13 protein-coding genes are annotated in these 13,613 nt (G+C 63.8%); 6 read left to right on the top strand and 7 right to left on the bottom strand.

The window, feature by feature from the left end; all coding sequences use genetic code 11:
• Positions 1 to 43 precede the first annotated feature (43 nt).
• Both ACW9IB_RS10010 and ACW9IB_RS10005 read right to left on the bottom strand, forming a co-directional pair.
• Positions 44 to 1,078, bottom strand: a complete 1,035-nt coding sequence (locus ACW9IB_RS10010) for an AraC family transcriptional regulator (protein ID WP_457413459.1) — start codon at positions 1,076 to 1,078, stop codon at positions 44 to 46.
• Positions 1,079 to 1,082: 4 nt separating this feature from the next.
• Entirely contained in the window at positions 1,083 to 2,213 is a 1,131-nt protein-coding gene (locus tag ACW9IB_RS10005; protein WP_457366966.1) for a carbon-nitrogen hydrolase family protein, read from the bottom strand.
• A gap of 212 nt (positions 2,214 to 2,425) precedes the next feature.
• Between ACW9IB_RS10005 and ACW9IB_RS10000 the strand changes: the two genes are divergently transcribed.
• Both ACW9IB_RS10000 and ACW9IB_RS09995 read left to right on the top strand, forming a co-directional pair.
• Positions 2,426 to 4,465 carry an oxidoreductase gene (locus tag ACW9IB_RS10000; protein ID WP_457413457.1) on the top strand — a complete coding sequence of 680 codons (2,040 nt, stop codon included), beginning with the start codon at positions 2,426 to 2,428 and terminating at the stop codon, positions 4,463 to 4,465.
• Between the two features lie 56 nt (positions 4,466 to 4,521).
• The gene (locus tag ACW9IB_RS09995) at positions 4,522 to 5,406 is read left to right on the top strand and encodes a 1-aminocyclopropane-1-carboxylate deaminase/D-cysteine desulfhydrase (RefSeq protein WP_457413456.1); all 885 of its coding nucleotides are present in this window, start codon (positions 4,522 to 4,524) and stop codon (positions 5,404 to 5,406) included.
• Between the two features lie 45 nt (positions 5,407 to 5,451).
• Here the strand turns inward: ACW9IB_RS09995 and ACW9IB_RS09990 are convergent, their stop codons facing one another.
• The 3 genes from ACW9IB_RS09990 to ACW9IB_RS09980 form a co-directional block, all read right to left on the bottom strand.
• Positions 5,452 to 6,039 carry a cytochrome b gene (locus ACW9IB_RS09990; protein ID WP_457413454.1) on the bottom strand — a complete coding sequence of 196 codons (588 nt, stop codon included), beginning with the start codon at positions 6,037 to 6,039 and terminating at the stop codon, positions 5,452 to 5,454.
• 112 nt (positions 6,040 to 6,151) lie between these two features.
• Positions 6,152 to 6,979 (bottom strand): phosphonoacetaldehyde hydrolase, encoded by an 828-nt coding sequence (phnX, locus tag ACW9IB_RS09985; RefSeq protein WP_457413452.1) that lies wholly within the window; start codon positions 6,977 to 6,979, stop codon positions 6,152 to 6,154.
• Positions 6,976 to 8,103 (bottom strand): 2-aminoethylphosphonate--pyruvate transaminase, encoded by a 1,128-nt coding sequence (locus ACW9IB_RS09980; RefSeq protein ID WP_457413450.1) that lies wholly within the window; start codon positions 8,101 to 8,103, stop codon positions 6,976 to 6,978. The genes phnX and ACW9IB_RS09980 overlap by 4 nt, the downstream gene beginning before the upstream one ends.
• Positions 8,104 to 8,212: 109 nt before the next feature.
• Between ACW9IB_RS09980 and ACW9IB_RS09975 the strand changes: the two genes are divergently transcribed.
• Together ACW9IB_RS09975 and ACW9IB_RS09970 are read left to right on the top strand one after the other, a co-directional pair.
• Entirely contained in the window at positions 8,213 to 9,070 is an 858-nt protein-coding gene (locus tag ACW9IB_RS09975; protein WP_457366960.1) for a LysR substrate-binding domain-containing protein, read from the top strand.
• Between the two features lie 101 nt (positions 9,071 to 9,171).
• Complete coding sequence (locus tag ACW9IB_RS09970; RefSeq protein ID WP_457366959.1) at positions 9,172 to 9,879, top strand: YebC/PmpR family DNA-binding transcriptional regulator; 708 nt, start codon at positions 9,172 to 9,174, stop codon at positions 9,877 to 9,879.
• Positions 9,880 to 9,914: 35 nt separating this feature from the next.
• Here ACW9IB_RS09970 and ACW9IB_RS09965 read toward each other — a convergent pair whose 3' ends face one another.
• Together ACW9IB_RS09965 and zapE are read right to left on the bottom strand one after the other, a co-directional pair.
• The gene (locus tag ACW9IB_RS09965) at positions 9,915 to 11,207 is read right to left on the bottom strand and encodes a protein kinase (protein ID WP_457413449.1); all 1,293 of its coding nucleotides are present in this window, start codon (positions 11,205 to 11,207) and stop codon (positions 9,915 to 9,917) included.
• A 39-nt stretch (positions 11,208 to 11,246) separates the two neighbouring features.
• Complete coding sequence (gene zapE / locus ACW9IB_RS09960) at positions 11,247 to 12,341, bottom strand: cell division protein ZapE (RefSeq protein WP_457413447.1); 1,095 nt, start codon at positions 12,339 to 12,341, stop codon at positions 11,247 to 11,249.
• 226 nt (positions 12,342 to 12,567) lie between these two features.
• On the opposite strand from zapE, the gene ACW9IB_RS09955 reads away from it, so the two are divergent.
• Both ACW9IB_RS09955 and ACW9IB_RS09950 read left to right on the top strand, forming a co-directional pair.
• On the top strand, positions 12,568 to 13,068 hold the full coding sequence (locus ACW9IB_RS09955) for a Csu type fimbrial protein (RefSeq protein WP_457413498.1): 501 nt from the start codon (positions 12,568 to 12,570) through the stop codon (positions 13,066 to 13,068).
• Positions 13,062 to 13,604, top strand: a complete 543-nt coding sequence (locus ACW9IB_RS09950) for a Csu type fimbrial protein (protein ID WP_457413446.1) — start codon at positions 13,062 to 13,064, stop codon at positions 13,602 to 13,604. The genes ACW9IB_RS09955 and ACW9IB_RS09950 overlap by 7 nt, the downstream gene beginning before the upstream one ends.
• Positions 13,605 to 13,613: the final 9 nt, after the last annotated feature.

The following is a 13,613-nucleotide window of genomic DNA, read 5'->3' as shown; positions in this document are numbered from 1 at the left end:
CCCTGGAACCCGCTGACGACGCCACCGAGTTGTAAGACCGGCTTCAGGCGGAATGCCGCTGACTGCGGCGAAATTCCCCTGGGGTCTGGTTGTTCCATCGCCTGAACGCCCGTTGAAACGCCTGGGCTGAAGCAAAACCGAGCAAGTAGGCGATCTCGCCGAACGCCAGTTCCGTATCGCGAATGTAGGTCATGGCCAGGTCACGGCGGGTATCGTTCAAAATCGCGCGAAACTGAGTGCCTTCTTCGGCCAGTTTGCGGCGCAATGTCCAGGTTGGCAGCTTCAAGCGTGCCGCCACTTCCTCCAGGTCGGGTTCCCGGCCGCCATTGAGCATCGGCCCGAGCAAGCGGGTAATGCGCTCGCGCAGGCTGCGGGTGCGAGTCAGCTGTTCCAATTCCCTTTCACACAATTGCAGCAACCAGTGCCAAGTGCTGGGGCAATGTTGTGGGTTGCGCATTGCCAGTGTGTGCTGGTTCAGGCGCAGTTGGTTGGCCTCGGCGCCAAAGTGAATCGGGCTGTCGCCCAGTGCCGTGTACTGCGCACTGTATTCCGGAGCCTCGAATTCGATGTCGATACGTTGGGCGTACACCGGCTGCTGCGCCAGGCTTGAGAGTTGATGCAGCCAGCCGGCGAGGATCGAGTCCACCACAAAGCGGTTGTAGGCGTTGTAGGGGCTGATGGAGTAAAAGCGCAGCCACGCGCCTGTGGCATCCTCCTGGAAGCTCGACTGCCCGCGATAGTTGGAGCCGTAGAGCGCTTCGAAGCGCGTCAGTGCGCGTGCGGCTTCGCGCACGTTGGGGGCTTGGGCGGCAGTGACCCCGGCCAGACCCGCCTGGCTCAGGCGGCTGAGCTGGCCCATGCGCAGCCCCAGGCCCGGGTCGCCGGTGAGTTGGATGGCGGCATGGCCCAGGCGCATGTAGCGCGGAATGGACAAGCGGGCGCCGGCCTCTGCCAGACGCGCCGGGTCGAGGCCGTATTGCAGCAGTAGCGGTTGCGGGTCCAGGCCATGACTGTGGATCGCGTCGGCCAGGGCTTGTACGAAGCCCACCGACAGATCTCCCAGGCGCACCGGCTTCATGGCGTCACAGCCAGATATTCAGCAGACGCGCACCACGGGCGTCGCCGTCGGCGGTGACCTGCCCGTTGCCGCTGAGAAAGCTGCGCCCGGCGGTGCCCAAGTCCCAGAATTGTCCTCGCAGAAACACGCTCATGCCCGCCGTCGCCTGGCTGATGGGTGGCTGGCTGATCAGGGTGAGGCGGTGCCAGGCATCGCCCTCGCTGAGCTCTTCAGGCTTGAGGCTGATTTCCGGCGGGGTGGACACGCTCTTGAAGCCACGCCAAGGGCGCTCCCAGGTGTCGCGCCCGGTGACGAACGCCGGCACTGCGATCAACTGCGCGCCCTGTTCGTTGAGTTTGCGGTAATTGTCCGGGTACCAGCTGTCGCTGCCGATGAGGATGCCCAGGCGCCCGGCCGGGGTATCGACCACGCTGACGGTGTGCTCGTCGCCCGGCTCGATAAAACCGCGTTCGTCGTAGATCGGGTACAACTGACGCTGGGGTTGGCCCACGGGCATGCCGTGCGCGTCGAACACCAGGCTGGCGTTATACAAGGCACCGTGGCCGATACGCAGCTGACCCTGGCTCACGCTCGGGTTGGGCAGCGCGATGGAGCCGGCGACCAGGGTGACGCCAAATTCCTTGGCAAGCCCGCCGAACAATTGCTGATAGTCGCGCGCCATGGCCGGCGCCTTCATGCGCAGGTACGCATCGTCGGTGCGGTTGTCACCGGTGGCGCTGAACCAGGCGCGCAGGAACGGCCAGGGGTTGCTCGCCGACAGCCAGTTCATTGCATCCTTGAGGCGAGTGGCCTGGTACAGCTCGTTCTTTTCGCCGCCGAGCATCAGCCAGGTGCCGATGTGCTCGGGCAGCACCACAATGGTCTTTTCGTTGATCAGCCCCTGGTCCCGGGCTTTTTGCAGGTAGGCCGCGAGCTTCAGGTGCAGGCGTTCCAGACTCTGGTAGTCGGCTGGAAACAGTTCCGGCTGAATGCCCAGCAAATTGCCACGGTCGGCAGGCAAGCCTTCATTCACGGCCAGCGTGATGCGCAGGTCCGACAGGTAATGCGCCACGGGGCGCTCCTGAGTCCAGACCAGATACGCGGCGATGGCGGCAACCAGAGCCAGGGTGACGGAGAACGCTAGAAGTTTACGCATGGGGCAACAGACAACGGACCGTGTGCAGGGTTCGCCGACTAGGGTAGGGCCCAGGGAACGGCTTGCCAAGGGGTGCTGTGCATTTGGATCAATAACTTGTCAGTTTCGGTCATTGAGCCGACATCCGCTGCCTTTTAGTCTGTGGGACATAAACCGATGGCATGCCGTCAGAGCGTGCCACGTCCCGTGATGATCCGTTGTGGAGCTGTACCATGACCGCTGCTGCCTACCCGCACCTGCTGGCCCCGTTGGACCTGGGTTTCACCACCTTGCGCAACCGCACCCTGATGGGCTCGATGCACACGGGCCTTGAAGAGAAACCCGGCGGTTTCGAGCGCATGGCCGCGTACTTTGCCGAGCGTGCCCGTGGCGGTGTGGGCCTGATGGTCACCGGCGGCATTGGTCCGAACGAGGAAGGCTGCGTGCATGCCGGTTCGAGCAAGCTGACCACTGACGAAGAAGCACAGAAACACAAGATCGTCACCCGGGCCGTGCACGAGGCGGGCGGCAAGATCTGCATGCAGATCCTGCACACTGGCCGTTATGCCTACAGCCCCAAGCAAGTGGCGCCGAGTGCGATCCAGGCACCGATCAACCCGTTCAAACCCAGGGAGCTGGACGAAGAGGGGATCGAGAAGCAGATTCAGGATTTCGTCACCTGCTCGCTGCTGGCCCAGGTCGCCGAGTACGACGGCGTGGAAATCATGGGCTCGGAAGGCTACTTCATTAACCAATTCCTCGCCGCCCAGACCAACCATCGCACCGACCGTTGGGGCGGCAGCTATGAGAACCGCATGCGCCTGGCCGTCGAAATCGTGCGTCGGGTGCGTGAAGCCGTAGGCCCGAATTTCATCATCATCTTTCGCCTTTCGATGCTCGACCTGGTGGAGGGCGGCAGCACCTGGGAAGAAATCGTGCAGTTGGCCAAGGCCATCGAAGGCGCCGGCGCGACCCTCATCAACACCGGTATCGGCTGGCACGAAGCGCGGATCCCGACCATCGCCACCAAAGTGCCGCGCGGCGCGTTCAGCAAAGTCACCGCCAAATTGCGCGGTGCAGTGCAGATCCCTCTGATCACCACCAACCGTATCAATACCCCGGAAGTCGCCGAGCAGATTCTGGCCGAAGGCGATGCGGACATGGTCTCCATGGCGCGACCCTTCCTCGCCGACCCGGATTTCGTGAACAAGGCCGCCGCCGGGCGTGCCGATGAAATCAACACCTGTATCGGTTGCAACCAGGCCTGCCTGGACCACATCTTCGGCGGCAAGCTGACCACCTGCCTGGTCAACCCGCGGGCATGCCACGAGACCGAACTCAACTACCTGCCGGTCAAGCAGATCAAGAAGATCGCCGTGGTCGGTGCGGGGCCTGCGGGCCTGGCCGCGGCGACGGTTGCCGCCGAACGCGGTCATCAGGTGACGCTGTTCGATTCGGCCAGCGAGATTGGCGGCCAGTTCAATATCGCCAAGCGCGTGCCGGGCAAGGAAGAGTTTTTCGAAACCCTGCGCTACTTCAAGCGCAAGTTGCAGACCACCCATGTGGAGGTGTGCCTCAACACCCGTGCCGATGTCGAGCAACTGAAAGCCGGCGGTTTCGATGAAATCATCCTGGCCACCGGCATCGCGCCGCGTACCCCGGCGATCCCGGGGATCGACAACGCCAAGGTGCTGAACTATCTGGATGTGCTGCTGGAGCGCAAACCGGTGGGCAAGCGCGTGGCGGTGATCGGCGCCGGTGGTATCGGTTTCGACGTCTCGGAATTCCTCGTGCACCAGGGCGTGTCCACCAGCCTGGACCGTGAGGCGTTCTGGAAAGAATGGGGCATCGACACCCACCTGCAGGCCCGTGGTGGTGTGGCTGGCGTCAAGGCCGAGCCCCATGCGCCTGCGCGTGAAGTGTTCCTGTTGCAGCGCAAGACCTCCAAAGTGGGCGACGGCCTGGGCAAGACCACCGGCTGGATCCACCGCACCGGCTTGAAGAACAAGCGGGTGCAGATGCTCAGCAGCGTCGAGTACCTGAAGGTCGACGATGAAGGCTTGCACATCCGCATCGGCGCGGACGGTGAACCGCAGGTGTTGGCGGTGGACAACATCGTCATCTGCGCCGGCCAGGATCCGCTGCGCGAGTTGCAGGACGGTCTGCTCGCCGCCGGCCAGAATGTGCACCTGATCGGCGGTGCCGATGTGGCTGCCGAGCTGGATGCCAAGCGTGCGATCAACCAGGGCTCGCGCCTCGCCGCCGAGTTGTAAGGCCCCAGGCGGGGCGGTGTTAGACTACCGCCCCGTTTTTCTTGTAGACCCTGCCGATGGGCCCCTTCGATTGGCTTCCCCATGCTCCCCTTGAACCCTTGCGCCTGGATTGGCTCAAGGGTGTCGAGTTGGCCGTGTTGCGCCTGGACCGCATCGACCCGCTGATCAGCGGCAACAAATGGTTCAAGCTCAGCGGGCACCTGGCCCGGGCGCAAGGCGCGCGGGGCATCATCAGCCTGGGCGGCGCCTATTCCAATCACCTGCATGCGTTGGCGGCCGCCGGCAAGCGTTTTGGTTTCCCCACCGTCGGCCTGCTGCGCGGCCATGCGCAGAACACGCCCACTGTCCTCGACCTTGAGGCCTTCGGCATGCACCTGCATTGGCTGGGTTATGGCGGTTATCGTGCGCGGCATGAGCCGGGTTTCTGGACGCCCTGGCGTGCGCAGTATCCGGATTTTCATCCCGTGCCCGAAGGCGGTGGCGGCGTCGAAGGGGCGCTGGGTTGCGCGGTGTTGGTCGAGCAGGTGCGTGCGCAGTTGCACCGGTTGGGCTGGGCCGATTACGACGCCTGGTGGCTGGCGGCAGGCACCGGCACCACCGTGGCGGGCCTGGCGCTGGCGGAGGCGGGCGCGCATCCGGTGTACGGCGCCATGGCTGTGCCGGATGACCACGGTGTGGCGCAAAACGTCGACGCTATTGTGCAGGGTGGCTATGAACTGCTCGACGCCAGCCGAGGTGGCTTTGCCAAAAACGACCCGTTGCTGCTGGATTTCATCGACGCCACACAACAGGCCTGCGGTCTGCCGCTGGAACCGCTGTATACCGGCAAGGCCTTGCTGGCGCTCAAGCAACAGATTGATGCCGGTCGCTTTCGGCCCGGCACGCGGCTGATCTTCGTCCACACCGGCGGCCTTCAGGGCAACCGGGGCTTTAGGGGCTAGCGCAGATCCCCTGTGGGAACAATCAACGTTCGCGAATCCGGTCTATCAGTCAGCTGTCTTGGTGGGTGTTGCGCCGCCTTCGCGAGCCAGCCCGCCTGGCATCATTCTCAAGGCCGTGTTATCGCGCAGTACGTAATGATGAAAGATTCCCGCCAGGGCATGCAGCCCGATCAGCCAGTAACCGACCTTGCCGAACAGCACGTGCCAACCTTCGATCTCCTTGGCCAGTGCCTTGTTTTCGCCAATCAACGGCGGCAACTCCATGCCATAGAACATCACCGAATGGCCCTCGGCGCTGACGATCAGCCAACCGGCAATCGGCATGCCGATCATCAAGGCGTACAGCGCGAAATGCATCAAGGTCGCGAGCAGGTTCTGCCAGGCAGGTGGCGCCGGCAGGATCTTCGGCGCTACACCCAGGCTGCGGGCGAACAGGCGCAGCCATACCAGTACGAACACGGTGAGGCCGAACATGAAGTGCATCTCGACGATCAGGGTTCGTCCGCCGCTGCCCTTGGGAAACTGGCCGCGTAATTCGATGCAGGCGTAGACCACCGCCAGCAGCACCACCATCAACCAGTGCAGCGCGATCGACATGGTGCTGTAGCGCGTATCGGAGTTTTTCCACGGCATTGCGGGTGTCCTCACTCATCAGGGCAAGCCTCCGTTCTGACGACGGAGTCCTTTAACTGTATGCCGGTTTTGCACGCTTTGCCCGGCAGGAGTGCGGATGTTTTGACCCGGCTCAATGGCTCTGCGGCATTTCCCCTCGGGCCAGGCGGGCGTTGATGTCGGTGATGACTGCCGGCAGCTCATTGATGGTGTCGATCAGGTAGTGGGGGCGCGACCCGGCGAACAGCGCCTCGATGCGCTGGCGTTCGCTGGCCAGGGTCGCGGCGTCCAGAGCCCGGAATTGCTTGTAGGTCAGGCCCAGTGCGTTGCCCGAGCAAGTCAGGGCCACGGTCCACATTCCGGCGCGACGGCCTTCGAGGATGCCGGGGACGGTATCGTCGACTTTCACGCACGCCGCCACGTCATCGATGCCGAGGGCGATCACGTTGGCCAGGGCCTGGGCCGGCCAGGGGCGACCGTTGGGCACCTCGTCGGTGGCCACCACATGATCGGCGATGTAGCCATTGGTGGCCGCCAGCTCGACCACCTTGTCCATCACCTGCTTGGGGTAGCCGGAGCAGGAGCCGATGCGCAGGCCCTGCAGGCGCAGCCGCGCCAGGGTGTCGAGGGCACCGGGAATGAGTGCCGAGTGTTCGGCGATCTTCTCGATCTGCAACGGCATGAAACGCTGGTAGATGGCCGTCACGTCGTCATCCGTCGGCGTGCGGCCAAACACCTTGCGGTAGCGCTCGGCGACCTGGGGTTCGTTGCACAGGGTGCGGATATGGTCCCACTTGCCCATGCCCATCGGCCCACGGGCTTCATCGATGGATACCTGCACGTCGAACTCGGCGAAGGCTTCGACAAATATCTGCGTAGGTGCGAAGGAGCCGAAATCGACCACGGTACCGGCCCAGTCGAGGATCACGGCCTGGAGGGTGTTGGGGTTCTGGTAGTTCATGGTTGCGATCCAAACGAAGAAAGAGGGATGCCCATGGCGTGCAACGCCTGGGCGATGGCTGCAACGGCGGCGTGCATTTGCGGGGTGTCGACATGGCCGATGCAGCCCACGCGGAAAGTCTCGACCTGGGTCAATTTGCCCGGGTACAAGATGAAACCCTGGGTCTTGACCCGTTCGTAAAAGTCCTTGAAGTGATAGCGCGGGTCCCGGGGCGCGTGGAAGGTAGCGATGATCGGCGCCTGTATCGCTGCCGGCAGGAAGCTGCGCAGGCCCACCTCGGCCATGCCGTCCAGCAGCGCCTGGCAATTGCGCGTATAGCGCTGATGGCGCGCAGCCAGGCCCCCTTCTTCGGCGTATTGCAGCAGGGCTTCATGCAGGGCTGCGACCACATGGGTCGGCGGGGTGAAGCGCCACTGACCGGTCCTGGCCATATAGTCGTGCTGGTCGAACAGGTCCATCGCCAGGGAGTGGCAGTTGCCTTGCGCGGCAGCCAGGGCCTGTTTTTCGGTGAAGACGAAACCCATGCCCGGCACGCCTTCCAGGCATTTGCCCGAGGCGGCGATCAGTGCGTCGAACGGCACTGCGCGGGCATCGATGGGCAAGGCGCCGAAGGAACTCATGGCGTCGACGATCAGGCGCTTGCCGTGGCGTTTCACCACCTGGGCGATCTCCGCCAGCGGGTTGAGGATGCCGGTGCTGGTTTCGCAGTGAATCAATGCGACATGGGTGAGCGTGGGGTCGGCGTGCAGCAGGCGGTCGACGTCGACGGCGGTAGTGGGTTGGTCTTCGGCGGTTTCGAAAGTGCTGAAGGCGCGGCCCAGCACTTCGCAGATCTTCGCCAGGCGCTTGCCGTAGGCACCGTTGATCAGCACCAGTACCTTGCCATCACGCGGCACCAGGGTGCCAATGGCGGCTTCGACCGCAAAGGTGCCGCTGCCTTGCAGCGGTACGCAATGGTGGGTGTCGGCGCCATGGATGATCGCCAGCAATTGCTCGCACACGCTGGCGGTCAGCTGGTTGAAGCGCTCATCCCAGGAGCCCCAGTCGTCCATCATCGCCTGGCGGGTGCGCGCAGAGGTGGTCAGCGGGCCGGGGGTGAGCAAAATGGGCGCAGCGGTGGTCATCTTGAATCCTCGCGGGGCAGCGGTTGAGGGACGGTGCCTACGTTGCGGTCTGGCTTGCCATCAATCAAATTGTTTGTTGTTATGCGAGCTATCAGTGAGGCCGATAGCTATGAACCTGTTTCAACTGCGTGCATTCGATGCCGTAGCCCGCGAGGGCAGTTTTACCCGTGCGGCGGCGCGGCTGTTTATCAGCCAGCCGGCGGTGACCGGGCATATCAAAGCGCTGGAGGAGCACTACCAGATCCCCCTGCTGCGGCGCACCGCACGGCGCGTGGAATTGACCGAGGAAGGCGTGCGCCTGGCGGCAATCACCCGTTCGATCTTCGGCCTGGTGGATGAGGCCCAGACTTTGCTGGAGGCCAATCGCCAGTTGCTCAAGGGACGTCTGGAAGTGGCTGCGGACGGTCCGCACCTGGTCATGCCGATGATCGCCAACCTGCGGGCGCGTTACCCGGGCATCACCGTCAACCTGCGCCTGGGCAATGCCCAGGAAACCCTGGCGGCGCTGCTGTCCGAACACGCGGATGTGGCGGTGCTCACCGAAGTGGAGCCGCGCAACGGCCTGCACCTGCAACCCCTGGACGCGTCGCGAATCTGCGCGCTGGTACCGGCCAGCCACCCCTGGGCACTACAACCGGAAGGTATCCGCCTGGCGCAGCTTCACGAGGTAATCATGGTGCTGCGCGAGCCCGGCTCCATCACCCGGCGAACCTTCGATAACGCCTGCGTGGCCGCCGAGGTGCGGCCCAGAGTGCTGCTGGAACTGGACAGTCGCGAAGCGGTGACCGAAGCCGTGGCGGCACAATTGGGCGTGGGGGTGGTGTCGTCGGTGGAGGTCAGCCCGGATCCGCGGGTGCGGGCAATTCCCCTGCACGGCGAGGGGCTGGTCAACCGGCACATGCTCGGTTGCCTGGAGCGACGCCGCGCGTTGCGCCTGATCCAGGCGTTTTTCGAGTGGGCGCCCTAGATGGTTTTTTGGTGGAACGAAGGGTTTTTGCCCTATAAACTCTGCCCCCAAAGCGCCGGCCAGTAGACGTTTCGGCGCCATGGATATGAAGAGAGTGAGTCATGGGCGCACAGTGGAAAGTCAAACATAAAGAAGCGGCAGCCAATGCCAAGGGCAAGATCTTCGGCAAGCTGGTGAAAGAAATCACCATCGCCGCCCGCAACGGTGCCGACACCGCGACCAACGCCCATCTGCGACTGGTGGTGGAACAGGCCAAAAAGGCCTCGATGCCCAAGGAAACCCTGGACCGTGCCATCAAGAAGGGCGCCGGTCTGCTGGGTGAGACCGTGCAGTATCACCGCGTGACCTACGAAGGCTTCGCGCCGCACCAGGTGCCGCTGATTGTCGAGTGCGTGACCGACAACATCAACCGCACCGTGGCGGAAATCCGCGTGGCGTTCCGCAAGGGCCAGCTGGGCGCTTCGGGCTCCGTGGCCTGGGACTTCAACCACGTCGGTCTGATCGAAGCCTCGCCGGACACCCCGGACGCCGACCCGGAAATGGCTGCCATTGAAGCCGGCGCCCAGGATTTCCAGGAAGGCGAAGAAGAGGGCGCCACCCTGTTCATCACCGAGACCACCGACCTCGATGCCGTGCAGAAGGCACTGCCGGAGCAGGGCTTCACCGTGTTGTCGGCCAAGCTGGGCTACACGCCGAAGAACCCGGTCAGCGGTTTGACCGATGAGCAGATGGCCGAGGTTGAAGCCTTCCTGGAAGGCCTGGACAACCACGACGACGTGCAGGACATGTTCGTCGGCCTGGCGGGCTGATCAACACCTGAGTCCAGGAGCCGGCAAGCCGGCTCCTACAAGGCTTGCAGGATGGCTTCGATTTCGTCGAACCCTGGACGCGCCAGCACATCGGGCTGACAGCAGCGTGTTTGCAGCGCGACCAACGCCTCACACGCCTGATCCTCAATCCGCTCCAGCAGTTCCCCGAGCAAGACCCCGAACGCGCGCACTTCAATCCGTTGCAACGCTCTGGTTTCCAGCGTGTCCGCCGTGGCATGGAACGACGCCGCGCCAAAATCCCCCAGCAGGCAATCGCCCCATTCATTCCACAGAATATTGTGGCCGTAGAGGTCGCCATGGGTAATGCCGTGCCGGTGCAGATGCGCCGCGACCGAAGCGATGCCCCGGGCCATGTGCAGTGCCACCTCGAGACTGAAGCGCGTGCTCGGTGCATAGATATCGCGGGTGCACGAAGCCAGGCTCGGCAGCGCCGCCAGGTTGCGGTAGCTCGGGTCGATCAGGTCCATCACCAGGGCGGCCTGGCCGTCCGGGTGTTCGGTGACCCGACCTCGCACTTTGATCAGATTGGGGTGCAAACCGGCGGCGATGCACGCCTGCATTTCGTGCAAGGGCGAGCCGTCGCTGGTGATGGTGCCTTTATAGAGCTTGACCGCCACTGATTGCCCCGAAGGCCGCCACAGCGCTCGGCGGATCACGCCCGAGGCGCCTTCGCCCAGCACATCGCCCAGTTCCAGCTCACGCCAGGGAATGTTCGGCGTACCTTCATCACCGGCCACGTCCACCGCCATTTCCACCGGGTTACCCGCATAGGCCAGCCAGGTCAGGCTGGGCAGCTTGAGCAGCCACTGTGGCAGACGGGTGAAGCGGTTGGAGGCGATTCGGATCAACTCAAGGTTGTGGCAGTGGGTCAGGCTTTGCGGCAACGCCGTGAGCTGGTTGCCGGCCAGCATCAGTTTTTGCAGCAAAGGCCGCGCGCCCAGTTCGTCGGGCAACTCGCTGATGGCGTTGTCAGTGAGGATCAGCCAGCGCAGTTGCGGTGGCAACGCGGCGGCCGGCACGCGGCTGATGCGATTGGCCTTGAAGCCGATCATGCTCAGTTTCGCGCATTGGCCCAGGCATGCCGGCAGTTCGGTAAAGGCGTTATCCGAGCAGAACAGCACCCGCAGGCGGGTCAGGCGATGCAGGTCATCCGGCAGGCTGTTCAGGGCGTTGCCCGTGAGATTGAGGATTTCCAGGGAGTCGGCCAGCTCGAAGATTTCCCGGGGGAATTCGGTCAGCCCGCAGGACAGGTCCAGGCGCGTGATACCGGCCAATTGGCCGGCCTTGAGTTGAGCGAGGGTATTCATGAACGGCGCGGTCACTCGGCAAGAGGGCGAAAACGGCGCCTATGATACCGGGTCGGTCAGCGCTTGCACGCCGACCGGTTGCAATTGCCCCAGGCGGCTGGCGGTGCGCGCCAGGTCAATGGCCTGGCCGGCCAGGGATGCGGCCAGCGGCTGCTCGCCGATCAGCGTCAGTTGCTTGTCGCGGTCATAGAGCACGTCCACCAGGTTGATGAAACGCTGTTGCACGGCGATCGGGCAGTCGGCCAGGAGTGGCAGGCCATCGATGATCCAATGGTCGAAGTCCTGACACAGCAGCAGGTAATCCATCACGGCGGTGAGCTGTTCGCAGAGGTCGTTGAAGGTGAACGCAAGGGTGCGTTCTCGATGCCAGCGGCACACCAGTTGCCGGGTGCCGACGGTTAATGGCTGGGGAGGGCAATCCACCGAGGGCAGGTTCAGCGCTTCGCGCTGAGCCACGGTGCCCGGCCATATGTAGCGGCCTTGGGTGAAGCGTTGCGTGCCGTGGGCCTGGGGCAGGCCGCGAAAGTCCTGGGGCGAGCTGACTTCCAGCACGTCCATGCGCGCGGCGATCAGGTCGATCACCGGTTTGAAGCGCTGGTGGTACAGCGGATTGGGCAGCAGCCCCTCGGTCGGGTAGTTGGACGTCACCAGTACCAGCACGCCGCGCTGGAACAGCGCCTTGAACAGCCGGGTGATGAGCATGGCATCGCCGATGTCGTGCACGTGGAACTCGTCGAAACACAGCACCTGGCAGCCTTCCAGCAGCTCATCGAGGGTCGCGCCCAGGGCGTCGTGGTGTGTTCGATGGGCGAACATGCCCCGGTGCAGGCGGGCGAAAAAATCGTGGAAGTGCACGCGCTGCTTCCGGTCGATGGGCAGCGCCTGGAAAAAACCGTCGAGCAACCAGCTTTTACCACGCCCCACAGGACCATGCAGGTACAGGCCGCGGGTCGGCTGGCCGGTAAGCAGGTGCTGCGTTTCGCGGGCCATGGCCGTGATGGCCTCGGTCTGGCCGGCGCTGAGGGTGTAGCCCTGTTGCGCGGCTTTGTTCCGGAAGAATGTCGGGATCAGGGATGCGTCGTGGCGCTCGGACGGACGCGCCAGCAGGCGACGAATCAGGGAAAGCACGGCCAAGGGCGGTCACTCTGTATTTCGGTGGTCGCTTACTTTAGGGCGCTCGCCCCGATTTGACCAATAGAGAAGGGGCCCACGTGCTATCTCGAAAAGGCATGGATAACCCCGTTGATAGCCTGGATCCCGGCCAGACTGGCGGTTTCGCCCCGAGTGACTAACCTCATACGCAGGAGTCACCCCTGTATAAGGATGTGGGGCAGTGAAGGGACGAGCAGTATTGGCAGTCATGGGCGCAATGCTCTGCGACGCGTCGTATGGTGCACAGCTTCAGGTAGAGGTGCGCATCGACGTGCAGCGCGGATGCCAGCTGGTGGGCACCACCCGCAGCGCGGGCATCGAGCAACTGGGCGTCCTCGACTTTGGCAGTGGTCCGCGTCTGGATGACCCGGCGGGGCCCTTGAGTGCGGCGCTGATCAGCCAGCGCCAGCCGCGTCTGGAGTGCAACCCCGACACGCCGTACCAGGTGCGCGTGGACGGCGGCCTGCATGGCGGCACCGGCGAAGTGCGTTACCTGAGCGCTGCAAGCCCTTCGATCAAACCCATTCCCTACCGGTTGTATGCCGACGCTGCGCGGTTGATCCCGCTGCCGGTGGATGTGCCGTTCGGCTTTCGCGTGCCGGACTCCGGCTCCGTCGACCTGCCGCTTTACGGGCGTATCGAACCCCTCAAGGACATTCCCGCCGTGGGCCGCTACACCGATCTGCTCAAGGTCACGGTCACATGGTGAGCCGCAGCCTGGCCCTGGTGGCGTTCGGCGGCTTGTTGCTGCTGGCCGATGACGCCTGGGCGGCGGTCGCCAGCGGACAGATTCATGCGCGCCTGGTGATTACCGCCAGTTGCCAGGTCAGCAGCGTTGAAAGTGCGCCGGTGAGCCCTACAGGTGGCACTGCGCTCCTCGACTTCGGCAGCCAGGGGCCGACCTGGAACAACACCCTGGCGGCAGGCGTCACCGACGGCGACAAGGCGCCTCTGTCGGTGTCATGCAACCCTTCGGTAGTCAGCAGTTTTACCGTGACAATCGACGGCGGTGCCCACGGTGACGGCACCACGCGGCGCCTGAGCAACGGCACCCAGACCATACCGTATCGACTTTCGGCCGATCCGTTGGGGCACAGCACCTACAACATCGGCCAGCAGCGCAATTTCGTCGTGACCCGGGGCACACAGATACCGATTCCGGTATTCGGCTCAGTGGTGGCGAATACCAGGGCCTTACCGGCCGGCATCTACACAGACACCCTGACGGTGACTCTGGATTGGTAAACCATGAGG

Source organism: Pseudomonas sp. SDO524_S393, assembly GCF_054071875.1.
Note: the sequence above shows the minus strand (reverse complement) of the source record. Positions and strands in the feature narration are given on the sequence as shown.